The 16,264-nt window shown below is 50.0% G+C and carries 15 protein-coding genes; 4 read left to right on the top strand and 11 right to left on the bottom strand.

The genetic code is table 11. The features are described 5' to 3' along the window. Window positions 1–7: 7 nt before the first annotated feature. From ACTS9Y_RS08585 to ACTS9Y_RS08545, 9 genes are all read right to left on the bottom strand, one after another. The gene (locus ACTS9Y_RS08585) at window positions 8–556 is read right to left on the bottom strand and encodes a HugZ family pyridoxamine 5'-phosphate oxidase (RefSeq protein WP_442585528.1); all 549 of its coding nucleotides are present in this window, start codon (window positions 554–556) and stop codon (window positions 8–10) included. Window positions 557–976: 420 nt separating this feature from the next. Beyond that, entirely contained in the window at window positions 977–1,450 is a 474-nt protein-coding gene (azu, locus tag ACTS9Y_RS08580) for an azurin (RefSeq protein WP_442585527.1), read from the bottom strand. 116 nt (window positions 1,451–1,566) lie between these two features. Further along, window positions 1,567–1,752, bottom strand: a complete 186-nt coding sequence (locus tag ACTS9Y_RS08575; protein WP_442585526.1) for a hypothetical protein — start codon at window positions 1,750–1,752, stop codon at window positions 1,567–1,569. Between the two features lie 5 nt (window positions 1,753–1,757). Continuing rightward, a complete protein-coding gene (locus ACTS9Y_RS08570; protein ID WP_442585525.1) occupies window positions 1,758–2,894 on the bottom strand; it encodes a PepSY-associated TM helix domain-containing protein in 1,137 nt (378 codons plus the stop codon). 36 nt (window positions 2,895–2,930) lie between these two features. Further along, complete coding sequence (locus tag ACTS9Y_RS08565; RefSeq protein ID WP_442585524.1) at window positions 2,931–3,350, bottom strand: ExbD/TolR family protein; 420 nt, start codon at window positions 3,348–3,350, stop codon at window positions 2,931–2,933. Next, the gene (locus tag ACTS9Y_RS08560; protein ID WP_442585523.1) at window positions 3,347–4,090 is read right to left on the bottom strand and encodes a MotA/TolQ/ExbB proton channel family protein; all 744 of its coding nucleotides are present in this window, start codon (window positions 4,088–4,090) and stop codon (window positions 3,347–3,349) included. Before ACTS9Y_RS08560 ends, ACTS9Y_RS08565 begins: the two co-directional genes overlap by 4 nt. 31 nt (window positions 4,091–4,121) lie before the next feature. Next, complete coding sequence (locus ACTS9Y_RS08555) at window positions 4,122–4,937, bottom strand: TonB family protein (protein ID WP_442585522.1); 816 nt, start codon at window positions 4,935–4,937, stop codon at window positions 4,122–4,124. A 765-nt stretch (window positions 4,938–5,702) separates the two neighbouring features. Then, window positions 5,703–6,317: a 30S ribosomal protein S4 gene (gene rpsD / locus ACTS9Y_RS08550; RefSeq protein ID WP_442585521.1), complete on the bottom strand. Its 615-nt coding sequence runs from the start codon at window positions 6,315–6,317 to the stop codon at window positions 5,703–5,705. 78 nt (window positions 6,318–6,395) lie between these two features. After that, entirely contained in the window at window positions 6,396–6,704 is a 309-nt protein-coding gene (locus ACTS9Y_RS08545; RefSeq protein ID WP_442585520.1) for a hypothetical protein, read from the bottom strand. Window positions 6,705–6,904: 200 nt separating this feature from the next. On the opposite strand from ACTS9Y_RS08545, the gene ilvB reads away from it, so the two are divergent. The 4 genes from ilvB to asd all read left to right on the top strand — a co-directional run bounded on the left by ilvB (window position 6,905) and on the right by asd (window position 11,321). Beyond that, entirely contained in the window at window positions 6,905–8,668 is a 1,764-nt protein-coding gene (gene ilvB, locus ACTS9Y_RS08540) for a biosynthetic-type acetolactate synthase large subunit (protein ID WP_442585519.1), read from the top strand. Further along, window positions 8,668–9,159 (top strand): acetolactate synthase small subunit, encoded by a 492-nt coding sequence (gene ilvN / locus ACTS9Y_RS08535; RefSeq protein ID WP_055828089.1) that lies wholly within the window; start codon window positions 8,668–8,670, stop codon window positions 9,157–9,159. The genes ilvB and ilvN overlap by 1 nt, the downstream gene beginning before the upstream one ends. 56 nt (window positions 9,160–9,215) lie before the next feature. Then, window positions 9,216–10,232, top strand: coding sequence for a ketol-acid reductoisomerase (gene ilvC / locus ACTS9Y_RS08530; RefSeq protein WP_442585518.1), 1,017 nt, complete (start codon window positions 9,216–9,218; stop codon window positions 10,230–10,232). A 240-nt stretch (window positions 10,233–10,472) separates the two neighbouring features. Then, window positions 10,473–11,321 carry an archaetidylserine decarboxylase gene (asd, locus tag ACTS9Y_RS08525; protein ID WP_442585517.1) on the top strand — a complete coding sequence of 283 codons (849 nt, stop codon included), beginning with the start codon at window positions 10,473–10,475 and terminating at the stop codon, window positions 11,319–11,321. Between the two features lie 69 nt (window positions 11,322–11,390). Here the strand turns inward: asd and pepN are convergent, their stop codons facing one another. Both pepN and ACTS9Y_RS08515 read right to left on the bottom strand, forming a co-directional pair. Beyond that, window positions 11,391–13,997, bottom strand: a complete 2,607-nt coding sequence (gene pepN / locus ACTS9Y_RS08520) for an aminopeptidase N (protein WP_442585516.1) — start codon at window positions 13,995–13,997, stop codon at window positions 11,391–11,393. A 382-nt stretch (window positions 13,998–14,379) separates the two neighbouring features. Then, window positions 14,380–16,218: a YbhB/YbcL family Raf kinase inhibitor-like protein gene (locus ACTS9Y_RS08515; protein WP_442585515.1), complete on the bottom strand. Its 1,839-nt coding sequence runs from the start codon at window positions 16,216–16,218 to the stop codon at window positions 14,380–14,382. Window positions 16,219–16,264 lie beyond the last annotated feature (46 nt).

Here is a 16,264-nt window from a genome sequence, read left to right as displayed (position 1 = left end):
GTCACTATCAGGCCAGCTCGTCCAATTTCTGTTGCGCAGAGGCATCTGGCGCTGCATGGCCCTGATCATTGCGATGCGTGATCTGCAATAGATCCTGACCATTCAGGTGGTAGGCTTTTGCAAAACCGGCGACATAACTACCGTGTGATGGCGTTAACTCAACCATGTGGAAATCGGTCAATTTACCGATCGCATCCATAAATTTGCCAAACTTCTCGTAGAAAAGCGCCATCACTTCATCAAATTTGGCGGTGCTTCTTTCCACTTCTTGTGCGGTGCATTTGAACACCAGGCGTTTTCTGGCAAACAGGTGGCCAGCGTCTTTTTCACTCTCGACAAACATGGCTGAGCACAAGCCGGTCTCGCGCAAATTGGCACAATGCGTGGCCAGTTCACTCACGTAAATATAAAACTTGTTATCGCGTTCGACATAAGCCGCATAACTTGCTTCTGGCACGCCTTGCGCATTCACACTCGCCAGTTGTACAGTTTTGAACAAGCCTTTAAACGCAATGGCTTCTTCGCCCACTGATTGAAGTTTTTCCTGATCGGTCATAAGTCTATTTCCTTAAAGTTTATACATTGAAGAGGCACGACGTGATAACAAGGACTGCAGGAGTTACTTTTGCGTAAATTGCTTTACACGCCCCTGCTTCAGATTGTTTACGTAGCGATCTTTGGACTGGCTTGTCGGCACAACAAAAAACTCTACCATTGGACCGCAGAATGTTCTGATTGATGCTTTAAAGTTATCAATTCTTACAACGGACATTCTACATGAGAAGCATTCCCATTTTCAAGTAGAGGGCGGGTATCAGCGCCCGTCTTTGCTTGAGTTAACACTATGTGACGACTTTAAAAAGAGAAAAGCAAACATCCCTCAGACAGAAAAAACAACTCCGCTACCTTGCGGATAGCGGAGTGTTGATGGTACCGATCATTGAACCCTGATAGAAACCGGGTGAAGTCTAAAGACTTAGATCAATTTAAGTGTGCCCTTCATCAAGGCAGCATGGCCAGGGAAAGAACAGAAAAACACATAGTTACCCGCAGCGTCTAACTGAGAAGGAGCAAAAGAAGCAGTTGCGCTCTCGCCACCACCGATAACAGTGGTTGCCGCCACTACGCGTGCATCCTGTGGTTTAACATATGATTGCGCTGCACCAGCTTTGCTGCCATCTTGCAATACGCCTTGCTCATCAGCTTGTTTGCTGACGACTAGGTTGTGACCCATGATTGTTTTTTTCATGGCGCCTACATGCTTCAGGTTGATAGTGAATGATTTGCAGGCTTTTGGCACAGCGATTTCTTTCACGCTGAATGTCATCTGGTCTGTCGCATCTACAGACACATCACATTTGTCAGCCGCTTGTGCAGGCTGTTGCAGCAAACAGATTGCGCTACCAGCAACAGCGATTAATTGTTGCCATTGTGTACGTTTTAAATTCATGATTTCTCCGTTTCATCCATAACAAAAAATAGCTGGCTACTGAAGTTTTCACTCGTTGGCTGGCTCGGGTTTTAAAACTGCCTGAGGCATACCTGTTTCAGGCAAGATTAACTGGTTCAGGCTTTCGCGCGCGGCTTTATCCAGTAGTAATAAGCGGCGATGACTATTGGCAATGCGACTGCGGCATCGGACAACAGTTCCCGTGCATCATCTACCAGCAAGGCTGTCACCAAGCCGGCGAAAGACACCACGGCGATGACGGCAGGCCATAAAAAAATATGTGTTAATGAATGATTGCGCATATCGCTTAGCTCGCTCTGTGCAATATAGGACGCGGGCTCGACACTGGTAAGTATTGATGGCGTTTTTTCCACCACAACTTCAGCCCGGTCCATAACACGATGATGCTCAAAATATCGAGTATGGCCCATATGCCTTTCAGGCTCATGCCACCATAATCGCCAAAATGCAGGGGCTGAGAAACCAGCAAAGCAACCAGATACCAGGGCAAAGGCCGGCTGTCTGTCAATGTTGCGTTCTGCGCATCTATCAACACTGGCTTGAACAAACGTTTGGTGAGTGGACTATCACCACGCATGAAAATGCCATAATGGTGCTGGCTGGTGTAAGCCGTGCCGGGGAAAGCAATAAAACCTAATTGCATGTCGGGCTCGGCTTTCTGCGCGACTTCCAATGATTGCTGCAACGATGCAAACTGTTTCGGCGGCGGCAGATTTTTATAAGGAGCGATCATTTGTCCCATCTGGTCAAATTGCCAGTACTTCACCAGCAAATCAGACCAGGCGTTGATCACGCCAGTGGCGCCCACGACAAGAAACCAGCTCAAAGTCACGATACCCAGCATATTATGAATGTCGAGGCGTTTGAGCTTTTCGCCGCGCTGGTGGCGTATTTCACCGAATGGCAATTTGCGCATAAAAGGCGCATATAGCACCACACCCGAGATGATGGCGATCACCAGTAAAAAACCCATCAGGCCTAAAAACAGCATGCCAGGAAAACCCGCAAATAAATCTACATGCAGCTTGAAGACGATGTACATAAAGCCTTCTTCAGCGGGCGGCTCGCCTAAGACCTTGGCGGTACGCGCATCCATCACCACATATTTAAAGCCACTGGTGGCGTCTGTCGTTTTGGCCATGCTGATGGTCCATTGCAACGGCTCATCATCGTCGCGGTACATGTACAAGGGCACAAATCCGGGATTCTGTTTTTTTGCGGTGGCCACCAAGCTGTCCGCACTCGCCATCGGCCCGTTATGCTGTATGGTTGGGGTGACGATATGATCACCCAGCACGTCGTGGATTTCGTGACTGAAGATCAGCGGCAATCCGGTCAGGCAAAGCAGCAACATGAATACCGTGCAAATCAGGCTGGACCATTTATGTATCCATGCCCAACGACGAATAGATTGCTGCGTCATATCCAAACTGCCTGCGCTTTTATTTAAAACGGTTATTTACGGCTGTGGCTGGCTGACGAAACCGACTTTTTTCATGCCTGCTGTTTGCGCTTGTGCTAACACTTCTGCCAGAACCTGGTAGCGTGTATTCTTATCGGCGCGTATCTGCAATTCGGGCTGCTGCTGTTTAACGCTTTCGTCTTGCATACGCGTCACCAGTGTTGCCTGGTCAATTTCCGCATCGTTCCAGAACATCTTGCCGTCAGCATCCACAGCCAAGTCTATCACTTCCGGTTTTTCTTCGAGCGGTTGTGAGGTGGCTTGCGGCAGGTCGATTTTCACCGCATGCGTGAGCAAAGGTGCAGTAATAATAAAGATCACCAGCAGCACCAGCATGACATCCACCAATGGCGTCGTGTTGATCTCGCTCATTGGCTGTGTGTGCTCACCGGCACTGAATGGATTCTGGCCTATCATGAATTGCCACCTTTATTGACCACGCGCGCGTGTATGTCAGTCACATTGGCTGACTTGCTACCTAGCTTTATCATAAGCGGCGCCCCCGTCGTCAGCAGCGTATGCAGATCTTGAGCAAAGCTTTCCAGCTCAGCCATGATCACACGGTTCGCCTTGATGAACGCGTTATACGCCAGCACTGCCGGGATAGCTACAGCCAAACCGATCGCCGTCATAATCAAAGCCTCACCCACTGGACCGGCTACTTTATCGATGGTGGCAACGCCGGATTGGCCAATGGCGGTCAGGGCGTGATAGATACCCCACACGGTACCGAACAAGCCCACAAATGGCGCCACACTACCGACCGAGGCCAGTACGGATAAACCGCTATCCAGGGTCGCCTGTTCTTGCGACAAGGTGCGGCGTAATTGACGCGCGATAAACTCATCCTGGCTACAGGCAGCACCTAATGATTGTGCTGCATATTGCTGATGGTGCTGTGTGGACTCAACCGCAGTCAGCGCTAACCGGTATGCAGGAGAAGGCAGCTTGGACTCTTGCAACGCCTCTTGCAAGGTTGCTTTACGCCAGAACTGGCTCACATAAGCACTCACCTCGCGCTTGTGTTTAAGCACTTGCCAGGACTTAACCACCACAAAATACCAACTCAATACCGACATGGTCAGTAAGATCAGCGCCACGATCACTGACACTACGCCGCCTTCAGTGATAAATGCCAAACCGCTTGTAGATTCCATTAAAAAACTTCCTTTCCAGTCAAACTCATATTTAATTTAATGTAAATGCTAATGGCACCATGACATAAGCACTAATTGTTTTTTCGCCTTTGCGCGCAGGCACAAATCGCCATTGTTTCACTGCATTCAGGGCCGCTGTATCAAGCCGCTCGAAACCACTGCCTTTTGAAATCTCCACCGAGTCCGGGCGCCCTTCAGTCGATACCAGTACTTTCAACACGACGCGACCTTCCTCACCGGCGCGCTTGGCCAGTTTGGGATATTCCGGTGCCGGGTTATTCAGGTAAGCCACACCAAACTTGGGCGGTTCTTCTTTTTCTTCAACAATTTCTTGCTTGGGTGGCGCTGCAGGTGCAGGCGCAGGTTTGGCTGCGGCGGCCGCTGCCGGGGCTTCCATGGGTGGCGCTGCTGGCTGGGTACTGGCTTCAAAACGCGGGGTATCGGCAGTCGGCTCAACGATGCGCTCAACCACAGGGGTTGGCCTGACAACAGGTTTTACCGGTATTTCTTTTGGTTTGATGACAGGTTTTTCAACAGGCTGTTGCTTGATGATAGGCACGACTTCGGGGGCGGGCGCCTCCTCTTTTTTGGCCGGCAAGGTGATCAAAGACACCGTCATTGGCTCCGGCTTAGGCTTAACCACTGGCACTTCTGCATGGAAAAACACCCACCAGATCAGCGTGGCATGCAATAGCACAACCACCAACATGCCAGCCCATGAGCCGCGCTGTTGTTTGTCACGTTTCAGCCAGGCTTCTGTTGCCAATGTGGGCCAGCGGAAAACACCCGCTAACGGCTTGGGTTGACGATGATGCAAGCTCAGCTCAGGAACCTTGGAAGCTTGCACCCGCGCAGGCCTTAGGGGCAATCCCGCTATTGATTCACGCTGAAACATCCACACACATCCTCATACTTTTAAAAATAGCCAGAAGGCAGTTAATGCGCATCATTATCATATCAACTTACTCAAACCCTAAAATTTGAGTGTATAAAAGTGTTTCAACACTATAGCGCCGTATGACGATGAATGGCAATTCACTGCCAACTCATCAGCACTTTACCAGCGCAAGACCTTTTTACCGGCACAAGCCTTAAAGTGATAAAACACCAAGAATATAGATCAGATGATAAATACTGATAATCACCATGCATCATGATAATTTTCAGCATTAATTAGTTTAAATTCAGTACACGCTAATGACAGCAACCGCTAATTATTAGTGCGCGACAATCTAATCAAATGTTTGGCAGCGTTGCATTTGATGTTATCACTAAGCAAGACAACCAGAACTCTGACATCTCCCAACAATGACTTAGCATCAACCCTGCCGATTACATACCAAAACAAATTGCACCACGACTTTACGCAAACGCAAAGACATTGGTTGCAATTAGTTATGCATTCCTATATGATTGGACCCCAAAAAAAAGCCGACTTACATGCAAAAGCACAGCGGCATCAGATTTCAAGGAACACCCTTACCAGGGGTAATTTGGCGCATAAAAACAACGCCTATTTGAGCAATGACATGTTGGGGTTAGGAGCATTGCTCAAACTCTTTATCGAGCAGCCTCAGGGCTGCTCGAAATTCTTCACTACACTCAGTTAAACTTACACTCGGTTAGCGTAATATTCAACAACCTGCTGAACATCCAGCGGGAACGGTACATCATCAATCGATGGCAAATGTCCAACTTTCACAGAAGCAGTTGTCGTATCTACAGACACCCATTCAGGAAGCGCTAAACTTGGTGTAGCCAAAGCTTCAACCACCATTGGAATCTTGCGGCTTTTCTCTTTCAGAGTCACCACATCACCCACCTTCAGACGGATAGATGGAATGTTGGCTGACTTGCCATTCAACAAGATATGACCATGGCTTACCAATTGGCGCGCTGCAATACCAGTTGGTGCAAAACCTGCGCGGAACACGACGTTATCCAAACGGCGCTCAAGCAAAGACATCAATTTTTCACCAGTAGGCTCATTACCTTTACGGGCTTCCAGCATCAAACCACGCATTTGCTTTTCGCTCACGCCGTAGTTAAAACGAATCTTTTGTTTTTCCACCAATTTCACCGCAAAGTCAGAACGGCGACGACGCGCTGCCTGATTGCCATGCTGTCCAGGTGGGTTTGGACGATTCTCAATAGACTTGCGTGACAAACCAGGTAATTCGATACCCAATGCACGCATAATTTTCAGTCTTGGTCCTGTGGTTCTCATTGTTTCAAAGCCTTTCCTTTAAAATCTGAAGTTAAATATTAGTCGCTACTAAATTAGTGAACCCTATATTGTAGCGTATTATTGTATTGTTGAAGAGGGGGTAACAAAATCCGTGACGGATTGTTGCAAAGAAAATTCACGATGCGCCTGTAAAAGCGCCTGCCAATCTTGCAACAATTGCTTGGCTGCCGACTCAATCAAATGACTTTCCGCATACTCTGGCGCATTTAATGTCTGCGCCAAACTGCACCCCAACAATGCAAGGTCTTCGGAAGGATTGATTGCGTAGCGGGTGGCCACACAACTTAACGATACAAGCACAGCACTCGCTGTTGGCAAATCCGGATCAAACAACTCACTGGCTTTGATAGCGAAATCGGCTTGCATTGTTTTGTTAACTTTCCTCAATCAGTTCGCAAATGATAATGTTTCTCATTTAGGAAGTCAACAATTATTTGCAAACTCTTTTTCAAATAAACAAATAGTTTTTATTACCATCCAGCAGCAACCGCGATAATCTTGACCAAAACAACAAAGCAAGCTAATGTATAGGGTTCAACATTAATTAGCATAATAATCAAGATTTTATGGACTCTTCAGCCCACTCTGCGACCGACACTCACGCCAAATCTATGACTGGCGCTGATATCGTCATCAACTGCCTGAATGAAGAAAAAGTCAAATTCGTATTTGGCTATCCAGGTGGTGCTGTCTTGCATATCTATGATGCACTCTATAAACAGAATGGCTTCAAGCACATTCTGGTGCGTCATGAGCAGGCTGCCGTGCATGCAGCAGACGCGTATTCGCGTGCAACTGGTGACGTTGGCGTGGCTTTGGTGACCAGCGGCCCAGGTGCCACCAATGCCGTGACTGGCATTGCCACTGCTTATATGGATTCCATTCCACTGGTCGTGATCAGTGGCCAGGTACCGGTGCCGGCGATTGGCATGGACGCCTTCCAGGAAGTCGACATGGTTGGCATCACCCGCCCCTGTGTCAAACATAACTTTTTGGTCAAGCACGTAAAAGATATCGCGCCCACCATTAAAAAGGCATTCTTTATTGCCAAAACCGGCCGTCCAGGCCCGGTAGTGGTCGATATCCCTAAAGATATTACGGCGCACATTGCTGATTTCATCTACCCGAAAACGGTAGAGATGCGTTCTTACAGCCCGATTTTGAAAGGCCATAGCGGCCAGATCAAAAAAGCCGTTAAATTACTGCTGGGTGCAAAACGTCCGATGATCTACACCGGCGGTGGTTTGGTATTGGGCAACGGCGCAGCCGAGCTGGTAAAACTGGCAAAAGCGCTGAATTTCCCGGTGACTAACACGCTGATGGGATTGGGCGGCTACCCTGCCACCGACAAACAATTTGTTGGCATGCTGGGCATGCACGGCAGTTACGAAGCGAACATGGCGATGCAGCACTGTGATGTGCTGCTGGCGGTTGGCGCGCGTTTTGATGACCGCGTAATCGGCAACCCGAAACACTTTACCGGCCAGAAGCGCACCATTATTCATATCGATGTGGACCCTTCCAGCATTTCCAAACGCGTGAAAGTAGATGTGCCTATCGTAGGTGACGTGCAGTCTGTACTCGCCGACATGGTAGAAATCCTGGCGCAGGAAGAAAACAAAACCACCGATACCGCTGACTGGTGGGATCAGATCAACGAGTGGCGCGGCGTGCAATCTCTGGATTACACCTACTCCGACACCGTGATCAAACCGCAATACGTGGTGCAGAAGCTGTGGGAAGTCACCAATGGCGATGCTTACGTGACCTCAGACGTTGGCCAGCACCAGATGTGGGCAGCGCAATATTACAAGTTTGACAAACCTCGTCGCTGGATCAACTCCGGTGGCCTCGGCACCATGGGTGTTGGCTTACCTTACGCCATGGGCTGTCAGTTCGCTGACAAACATGCGCAAGTTGCCTGTATTACCGGTGAGGGCAGTATCCAGATGAATATCCAGGAGCTCTCCACCTGTGCGCAATACGGCCTGCCGATCAAGGTGATCCTGTTGAATAACCGTTACCTGGGCATGGTGCGCCAATGGCAGGAATTCTTCTACGAGAACCGCTATTCCGAGTCTTATATGGATAGCCTGCCTGACTTTGTCAAACTGGCAGAATCCTATGGCCACATTGGCATGCAGATCACCAATCCGGCCGATGTAGAAGGCGCGTTGAAAGAAGCCTTCGCCAGAAAAGATAAATTCGTGTTTATGGACTTCTTAACCGACCAGACCGAAAACGTGTTCCCTATGGTTGAAAACGGCAAAGGTTTGTCAGAAATGGTCTTAAGCCCATTGAGCGGTTCACGCCTGAAGGGAGAGCAATAATGCGCCACATTATCTCCCTGCTGATGGAAAACGAAGCCGGTGCGCTGTCACGTGTGGCAGGCCTGTTCTCGGCACGTGGTTACAATATTGAATCACTCACCGTGGCCGTGACAGAAGATCCTACGCTGTCGCGCATGACGATAGTCACCACCGGTTCCGATGACGTGATTGAACAAATTATCAAACAACTCAACAAGTTGATTGACGTGGTCAAAGTGCTGGACCTCAACGATGGCAAGCACATTGAGCGCGAATTGATGCTGGTCAAGGTTAAAGCCACCGGCGTTTATAAAGACGAAATGAAGCGTATGTGCGACATTTTCCGCGGCCGTATTATCGATGTGGCCGACAATAGCTACACTATTGAGCTTACCGGCTCTTGCAGCAAACTGGATGCATTTATCGAAGCCATAGACCGCAGCGCGATTCTGGAAACCGTGCGTACCGGCGCGTCCGGCATCGGTCGTGGCGACCGCATCCTCAAAGTTTAAACCATTATTTATTTACATATATACCAAAGCATTTGTATTGAAAGGCAAAAGCAGACATGAACGTTTATTACGACAAAGACGCCGACTTAAGCATTATTAAAGGCAAAAAAGTGACTATCGTGGGCTACGGTTCACAAGGTCACGCACACGCAGCAAACTTGCGCGACAGCGGTGTAGACGTCACTATCGGCTTGCGTAAAGGCGGCAGTTCATGGGCTAAGGCAGAAGGCGCAAAGCACACCACACTTGAAATCGCCGCTGCTGTGAAAGAAGCTGACGTAGTGATGGTATTGCTGCCAGATGAAACCATGGCAGAAATTTTCCATGCCGAGATCGCCCCTAACCTGAAAAAAGGCGCTGCATTGGCATTCGCGCACGGTTTTAACATCCATTACAACCAGATCGTGCCACGTGCTGACCTGGATGTGATCATGATCGCACCAAAAGGCCCAGGCCACACCGTGCGTTCAGAATACCTCAAAGGCGGCGGCGTTCCTTCACTGATCGCCATCTATCAGGACACTTCTGGCAAAGCCAAAGACATCGCATTATCTTACGCAGCTGCTAACGGCGGCACCAAAGGTGGCGTGATCGAGACTGACTTCCGTGAAGAAACAGAGACTGACCTGTTCGGCGAACAAGCAGTACTGTGTGGTGGCGCGGTTGAACTGGTGAAAGCCGGTTTCGAAACTCTGGTTGAAGCTGGCTATGCGCCAGAAATGGCCTACTTCGAGTGCTTGCACGAGCTGAAACTGATCGTTGACCTGATGTACGAAGGCGGCATCGCCAACATGAACTACTCCATTTCCAACAACGCGGAATACGGTGAGTACGTGACTGGCCCACAAGTGATCAACAGCCAGTCCAAAGAAGCAATGCGTCAATGCCTGGCTAACATCCAGAACGGTAACTATGCTAAACAGTTTATCCTGGAAGGCCGTACCAACTACCCTGAGATGACTGCACGCCGTCGTTTGAACGCTGCTCACCCAATCGAGCAAGTCGGTAACAAACTGCGCGGCATGATGCCTTGGATTGCAAAAAACAAACTGGTTGATCAATCTAAAAACTAATTTTAGATATTGATCGACAATTAACAGATCAATCTAAAAACTAATTGTTTTTGGTTCATTGGTTAAAGCCTGAAGGTTTGATCTAAATTCCGATTCAACCATCGTAGGCAAAAAGCACAGGCAGATGTAATATCTCCTGTGCTTTTTTATTTGCCAATCAACATAAGCGCGAAACAAGGCGCAGATTCTCACCTGACACCAGGTCAGGAAAATCCATCAACACCGAATTAAGGGATAGAAGTGAAACTCTCCATTCTGCTGCAATACATCGCACCCAAACAACTATTGACGGCAGCAGCCGGCAAACTGGCGCACTGGCAAGCAGGTAGCCTGACCACCGCTTTTATCGGCTGGTTTGTACGCAAATATCACGTCAATATGGAAGAGGCGCTGAACGGCAATATTGAAAGCTACAAGACGTTTAACCTGTTTTTTACCCGCCCGCTTAAAGCAGGTGCCAGACCACTCGCAGACAATGCTTTTGTTTGCCCGGTAGATGGCGCGATCAGCCAGTTTGGCGACATCAAAAACGGCCAGATATTCCAGGCCAAAGGCCATCATTACACCGCACAGACGCTGATTGGCGGTGATGCAGCATTAGCTGCCAATTTCGATAGTGGCTCTTTTGCCTGCCTGTACTTAAGCCCTAAGGATTATCACCGTATCCACATGCCCTGCAACGGTAAACTATTGCAGATGACCTATGTACCAGGTGATTTATTCTCGGTGAACCCCAACACTGCCGCCAATGTGCCAGGCTTGTTTGCGCGCAATGAGCGCGTGGTGTGTACGTTTAAATCTGAGCAACACGGAAAATTCGTATTGGTACTGGTAGGTGCGACGATAGTCGGCAGCATGGCGACAATTTGGCACGAAGCCAAAGACCATATCATCAACCCGCCACGGCCCGGTAAAGTGTTGCACTGGGATTACAGCGACCGCAACATCACCCTGAAACAAGGTGAAGAAATGGGCCGCTTTTTGCTGGGTTCTACCGTCGTCATGCTGTTTGAACAAGGTGTGCTGGACTTTAATGCCAACTGGCACCCTGGTAAACCGATTCGCCTGGGTGAAGCTATGGGCCGCTAGGCGATCGATTCAGCAATAAAAAGGGCGAGAACATCTCGCCCTTTTTATTTAACTCGGTTAATTAACAACTTAACCGTTCAAGCTTTTACTCACGATCTCAAACACATCCCCGGACAAGTTTGGCGTTGCCAAAATGGCTTCCAAAGCGGCTTTCATCTGCACCTGTAATGCAGGTGTATAGCGCTTCCACTCACGCAATGGGGTGACCATGCGCGCGGCGATTTGCGGGTTGATCGTATTCAACTCAATAATCACATCGCGCAGGAAAGCATAGCCTTTGCCGCTAGGGTCGTGGAATTTCACCGGGTTGTTAATGGCAAACGCGCTGTAAAGTGAGCGCACGCGGTTAGGGTTTTTGATATTGAAATCTGTATGGCTGCGCAGCATGGCCAGGTCATCAAAAATCTGTTCACGGTTGGCAATCGCTTGCAGCGAGAACCACTTATCCACCACCAGCGGATAGTTTTTAAAACGCGCATAAAAATCAGCAAACGCTTCCGCACGTTGTGGCTGGCTGCTATCGGCCAGGCAGGCTAGCGCAGTCACGCGGTCAGTCATATTATCTGCCGCATCGTAATGCGCTTTTGAGCGTGCCGCGCAGCCAGTGCCGTTGGTCACAGTCAGGATATCCAGCACCGCATGCTGCAAGGCGCGGCGCCCCATGGCTTCTGGCGTGATGGAAAACTCACCTGTATTGCTATTCGCATCGTATAAAGCTGTCAGTGCGTCTTTATGTGTGCTTTTGATTTGTTTCAGGATGGCAGTACGCGCTGCATCAATCGCCGCCGGATCCACAACGGCCTGATGCTGTGCAATCACACCTAATAGCGGCAAGCTTAACGCACGCGCCAGCAAGGCTTTGTCGCCCTGCCCGGCTAACCCTTGTGCTATCAGGGTACCGACATCGGCGACAAACTGCGAAATATCGGTATCGGGCGTTTCCATCACGCGTTGTATCGTGCGTAGCGCCAGCGTCTGGCCCGCTTCCCATTTATTAAAGCCATCGGTGTCATGCACTTGCAGCAAGCGCAAATCATCGTCGCTCAAATCGGTTTCCAGTTTCACGGGTGCCGAGAAGCCACGCAAAATCGAAGGTACAGGCTTGCCCGGAAAATCAGCGAAAGTGAATGTTTGCTCACGTTCGGTGACTTCCAGCACACGGGTCGGCAGAATCTCTTTGCCTTGCGCATCCAGCAAGCCAAACGCGACCGGGATATGCAAGGGCTGTTTATTGGTTTGCTCAGGCGTATCTGGCTGCGACTGCCTGAAGGTCAGTGTGTACATTTGCTGTGTCGCATCGTACTGGCTGCTGACCTGCAGCGTTGGTGTACCCGCCTGCTTATACCAGCGGAAGAATTGCGATAAATCACGGCCAGAGGCATCCGCCATACACTGCACAAAATCATCGCAGGTCACGGCGTGGCCGTCATAGCGGTCAAAATACAGATCGGTGGCTTTGCGGAAAGTCTCGCCCCCCAGTAAGGTATGCTGCATGCGGATCAGCTCAGAGCCTTTTTCGTAGATCGTTTTAGTGTAAAAGTTACTGATCTCGATAAACTGATCAGGCTGCACCGCGTGCGCCAGCGGGCTGCCATCTTCAGGGAACTGTAACCGCCGCAGGCCATTGACATCGTCAATACGCTGCACCGCACGTGAGTTTAAATCAGCGCTGAACTCCTGGTCGCGGAACACAGTAAAACCTTCTTTCAGTGACAGCTGGAACCAGTCACGGCAAGTCACGCGGTTACCAGTCCAGTTGTGGAAATATTCGTGGCCTATCACGCCTTCCACACTCATAAAGTCGCTATCAGTCGCGGTCTCCTGATGCGCCAGCACCAACGCTGTATTGAAAATATTCAGCGAAGTGTTTTCCATCGCGCCCATATTAAAATCGCTCACCGCGACTATATTGAACAAGTCTAGCTGATACTCGCGGCCATAGATTTCCTCATCCCATTTCATGGATTTCTTCAGCGATTCCATCGCATGGTCGCACTGCTTCTCATCACCGGCGCGCACATAAATATGCAAATCCACCTTGCGGCCTGATAGCGTGGTAAAAGTATCCGCCACGCGCTCCAGATCACCGGCCACCAGCGCAAACAGGTAGCAAGGCTTGGGGAAAGGGTCGTGCCAGACAGTGTAATGGCGGCCATCAGGCAAGCTGCCCGCATCCTGCAAATTACCGTTTGAGAGCAGCACCGGATACGCCTGGGCATCTGCCTCAATACGCACCGTAAACACACTCAGCACATCGGGCCGGTCCTGGTAATAAGTGATACGCCTGAACCCCTCCGCCTCGCACTGCGTGCAATAGTTACCCTGTGATTGATACAGGCCCTCCAGCGCCGTATTCGCCGCCGGATCGATCTCGCTGATGATGGTTAAGGTGAATGCATCGCCGGGGTTCACTAGCGTCAACTGCCCATCGGCAACCGAGTAACTATCAAAACGCTGACCATCCAACGCCAGCGAAAGAATACTTTGCTCTTCACCATCCAGCACCAGGTCATTTGAAACACCGGCCGGATTCTTCACATATTTCACTTCAGACGTGACAATGGTTTTACCCGGCAACAGGTTAAAACTCAAATTGACCTGCGAGGCTAAATAAGGCGCTGGGGTGTAGTCTTTAAGGTAAATGGTTTTTGGCGCAACTGCGTTTTCTGTTCGCATGGGGATGACCTGAGTTATAGAAGTTAACAAGGATTATATTTGAGAGTTGGGCCGTGCGAATTGGTTTAATCGGATTGGCTACGGCTTTTCATGAAATTATTGCACAGCGTATGGCAAGCGCAATAGCCCATCTGCTTGCGCAACCCTAAAAGCGATGCGGCTGCCTGCGAAAAACAGTGTGGATTAAGTGTTAAATCTGAGAGTAACGCGTTGAAGCAATCCTGCTAACATCAATGTACTTTTGCCATACTAAGCATGTGATGAGTACAGGGGTAGCGTTGCGCTAGCCAGTGTCTCCGACAGAACCCATGTCGCTGACTTCGACAGTTCTGAAGTCAGCGGCACACAGCTTAAAAATGCGCAACAGGCGGGTGAATATGCACTAAGGTCTGGCAGGCTTCTCAGGTCGCTGAAATCTACCAACCAGCTCACCTTTGGCAACCACATGCCCTGCCATTGCTTTTAGCACTGTGTCGCGATTTGCACCTGGCGGGATTTGCAGCACTGTATCCAGGGCAAACACCTGCACATGGTAATGGTGCCAGGAATCGCCTGCGGGTGTTCTGGGGCCGACATAACCTATCTTCCCGGTGGTTGCCTGGCCTTGCATCAGCCCTGCCATCCCATCAGCTTTATCTTCCAGCCTATCCTGTTTTTGCAGGCCTTCACGCAAGCTGGTGATATTTTTTCCAATATTCCACGCCACCCAATGCACGACAGGCGTGATGGGCTTGGCATCCGGGTCTTCCATGATGATGGCATACGATTGCGTTGCAGCAGGCCCTTTGCTCCACTGTAGTTCAAAGCTGGCATCCTGGTCATAGCTGGAATGCATGTCAGGGATTTTTTCGCCATTGGCAAACGCAGTGCTGCTTACCTTCAAACTGCTGGCTTGTTTTCCTTTGATTTCCGTTTCGCTGCGTAGTGAGGCAATCGGCACGCCGCTGCCTTGCGCCGCCTGTTGCTTCATGCTGGTTGCAGGAACCAGCACTGGCGGGCCGGAAGCTGTGTTGCCATCGCCTTTGTAACTGACCTGATAAATAGCCCCATTCACATCATCACTGAATAAAAGATTTCCTTGCTTATCAATGGCCAGGCCAAATGGACGACCGCTCTGGCCTTTGGGGCTGACAAACCCGGTGAGGAAAGGCGCGATGGCAACCGCCTTGCCGCCTTCAAAATGGATACGTACGATTTCATAGCCAGAAGGTGTCTGCCGGTTCCACGATCCATGCATGGCGACAAAGGCATCGTTACGGTATTCCGCAGGAAACTGGCCCGCATTATAAAACGCCATCTGCATAGGCGCAGCGTGGCCGGTGTAGCCCAGCGTCATGGGCACACTGGTTTTTTTCCATTCCGATTTTTCCAGCTTGCCGGAAGGGATCAGGCGCGGATTTTCGACGTTATTACCAAAAAAATAGGGCCAGCCGTAGCGCTTGCCCTGCTCGATCTTGTTGACCTCCTCAGGCGTCACATCGTCGCCCAGCCAGTCTATGCCGTGATCCATGCCCCACAACTCACCAGTCTGCGGGCTCCAGTCGAACCCAATGGTATTACGCAGGCCAGAAGCAAAAATGACGCGCTTTTTGCCATCCAGCGTACTGCGCAGCATGGTCGCATTTTCAATATTGGTTTCTATGCATTCATTACAGGTAGAGCCGACAGAAATATACAGCATGTCATCTGGCCCGATCGCAATCGTGCGGTCATGGTGTTGGCCAGCGTCTGGCAAGTCCGCGATGATCATTTTCAACGGCCCGAAATTGCCATCCGGCAGCACAGGCGCAGTAAACACCTCTTTCACAGTCACCATATATACCGTGTCGCCACGAAAAGCGATGCCATGCATGCCTGAACGGCTGGCAACACGCACCGGCTTGGCAAACGTATCACCGCGCTTTTTCAGCATCAACACATCACCCTGCTCGCGCCTGGTGACATATAAATCCCCCTGCGGCGAAATAGCCAGCACGCGCGTATTGCCAAGGTTTTCCGCCACTTTGGTCACAGCAAAGCCTGGCGGCACCTTGAGGTCACTGATGGCAGGCGGTGGCAGTTCAGTGGGCTGCACAATATGGCTTTGTAACGACACATTCACTTTTGCAGATACATTCGCATCTGCTGCATGGATAGTCGGTGCACATAGCAAAGACAGGTAAAAAGCGATGCCTAATTGGTTGAATGCCACTGTATTAGATGGCCTGGATAGCAATAGCATTGGGGAATCCTTAACAGGGAATGATCAGGGAATACAGCACCAGCAT

Origin of the sequence: Methylophilus sp. (genome assembly GCF_052173275.1) — a bacterium.
Lineage (GTDB): Bacteria > Pseudomonadota > Gammaproteobacteria > Burkholderiales > Methylophilaceae > Methylophilus.
Note: the sequence above shows the minus strand (reverse complement) of the source record. Positions and strands in the feature narration are given on the sequence as shown.

Bases quoted from the DNA above. Each gene is read 5' to 3' on its own strand.
- ACTS9Y_RS08515 (WP_442585515.1), bottom strand. From the start codon at position 16,218: ATGCTATTGCTATCCAGGCCATCTAATACAGTGGCATTCAACCAATTA.
- ACTS9Y_RS08565 (WP_442585524.1), bottom strand. From the start codon at position 3,350: ATGATAGGCCAGAATCCATTCAGTGCCGGTGAGCACACACAGCCAATG.
- pepN (WP_442585516.1), bottom strand. From the start codon at position 13,997: ATGCGAACAGAAAACGCAGTTGCGCCAAAAACCATTTACCTTAAAGAC.
- ilvN (WP_055828089.1), top strand. From the start codon at position 8,668: ATGCGCCACATTATCTCCCTGCTGATGGAAAACGAAGCCGGTGCGCTG.
- ACTS9Y_RS08545 (WP_442585520.1), bottom strand. From the start codon at position 6,704: ATGCAAGCCGATTTCGCTATCAAAGCCAGTGAGTTGTTTGATCCGGAT.
- ACTS9Y_RS08560 (WP_442585523.1), bottom strand. From the start codon at position 4,090: ATGGAATCTACAAGCGGTTTGGCATTTATCACTGAAGGCGGCGTAGTG.
- ilvB (WP_442585519.1), top strand. From the start codon at position 6,905: ATGGACTCTTCAGCCCACTCTGCGACCGACACTCACGCCAAATCTATG.
- ACTS9Y_RS08585 (WP_442585528.1), bottom strand. From the start codon at position 556: ATGACCGATCAGGAAAAACTTCAATCAGTGGGCGAAGAAGCCATTGCG.
- ACTS9Y_RS08570 (WP_442585525.1), bottom strand. From the start codon at position 2,894: ATGACGCAGCAATCTATTCGTCGTTGGGCATGGATACATAAATGGTCC.
- azu (WP_442585527.1), bottom strand. From the start codon at position 1,450: ATGAATTTAAAACGTACACAATGGCAACAATTAATCGCTGTTGCTGGT.
- rpsD (WP_442585521.1), bottom strand. From the start codon at position 6,317: ATGAGAACCACAGGACCAAGACTGAAAATTATGCGTGCATTGGGTATC.
- ACTS9Y_RS08575 (WP_442585526.1), bottom strand. From the start codon at position 1,752: ATGCGCAATCATTCATTAACACATATTTTTTTATGGCCTGCCGTCATC.
- ilvC (WP_442585518.1), top strand. From the start codon at position 9,216: ATGAACGTTTATTACGACAAAGACGCCGACTTAAGCATTATTAAAGGC.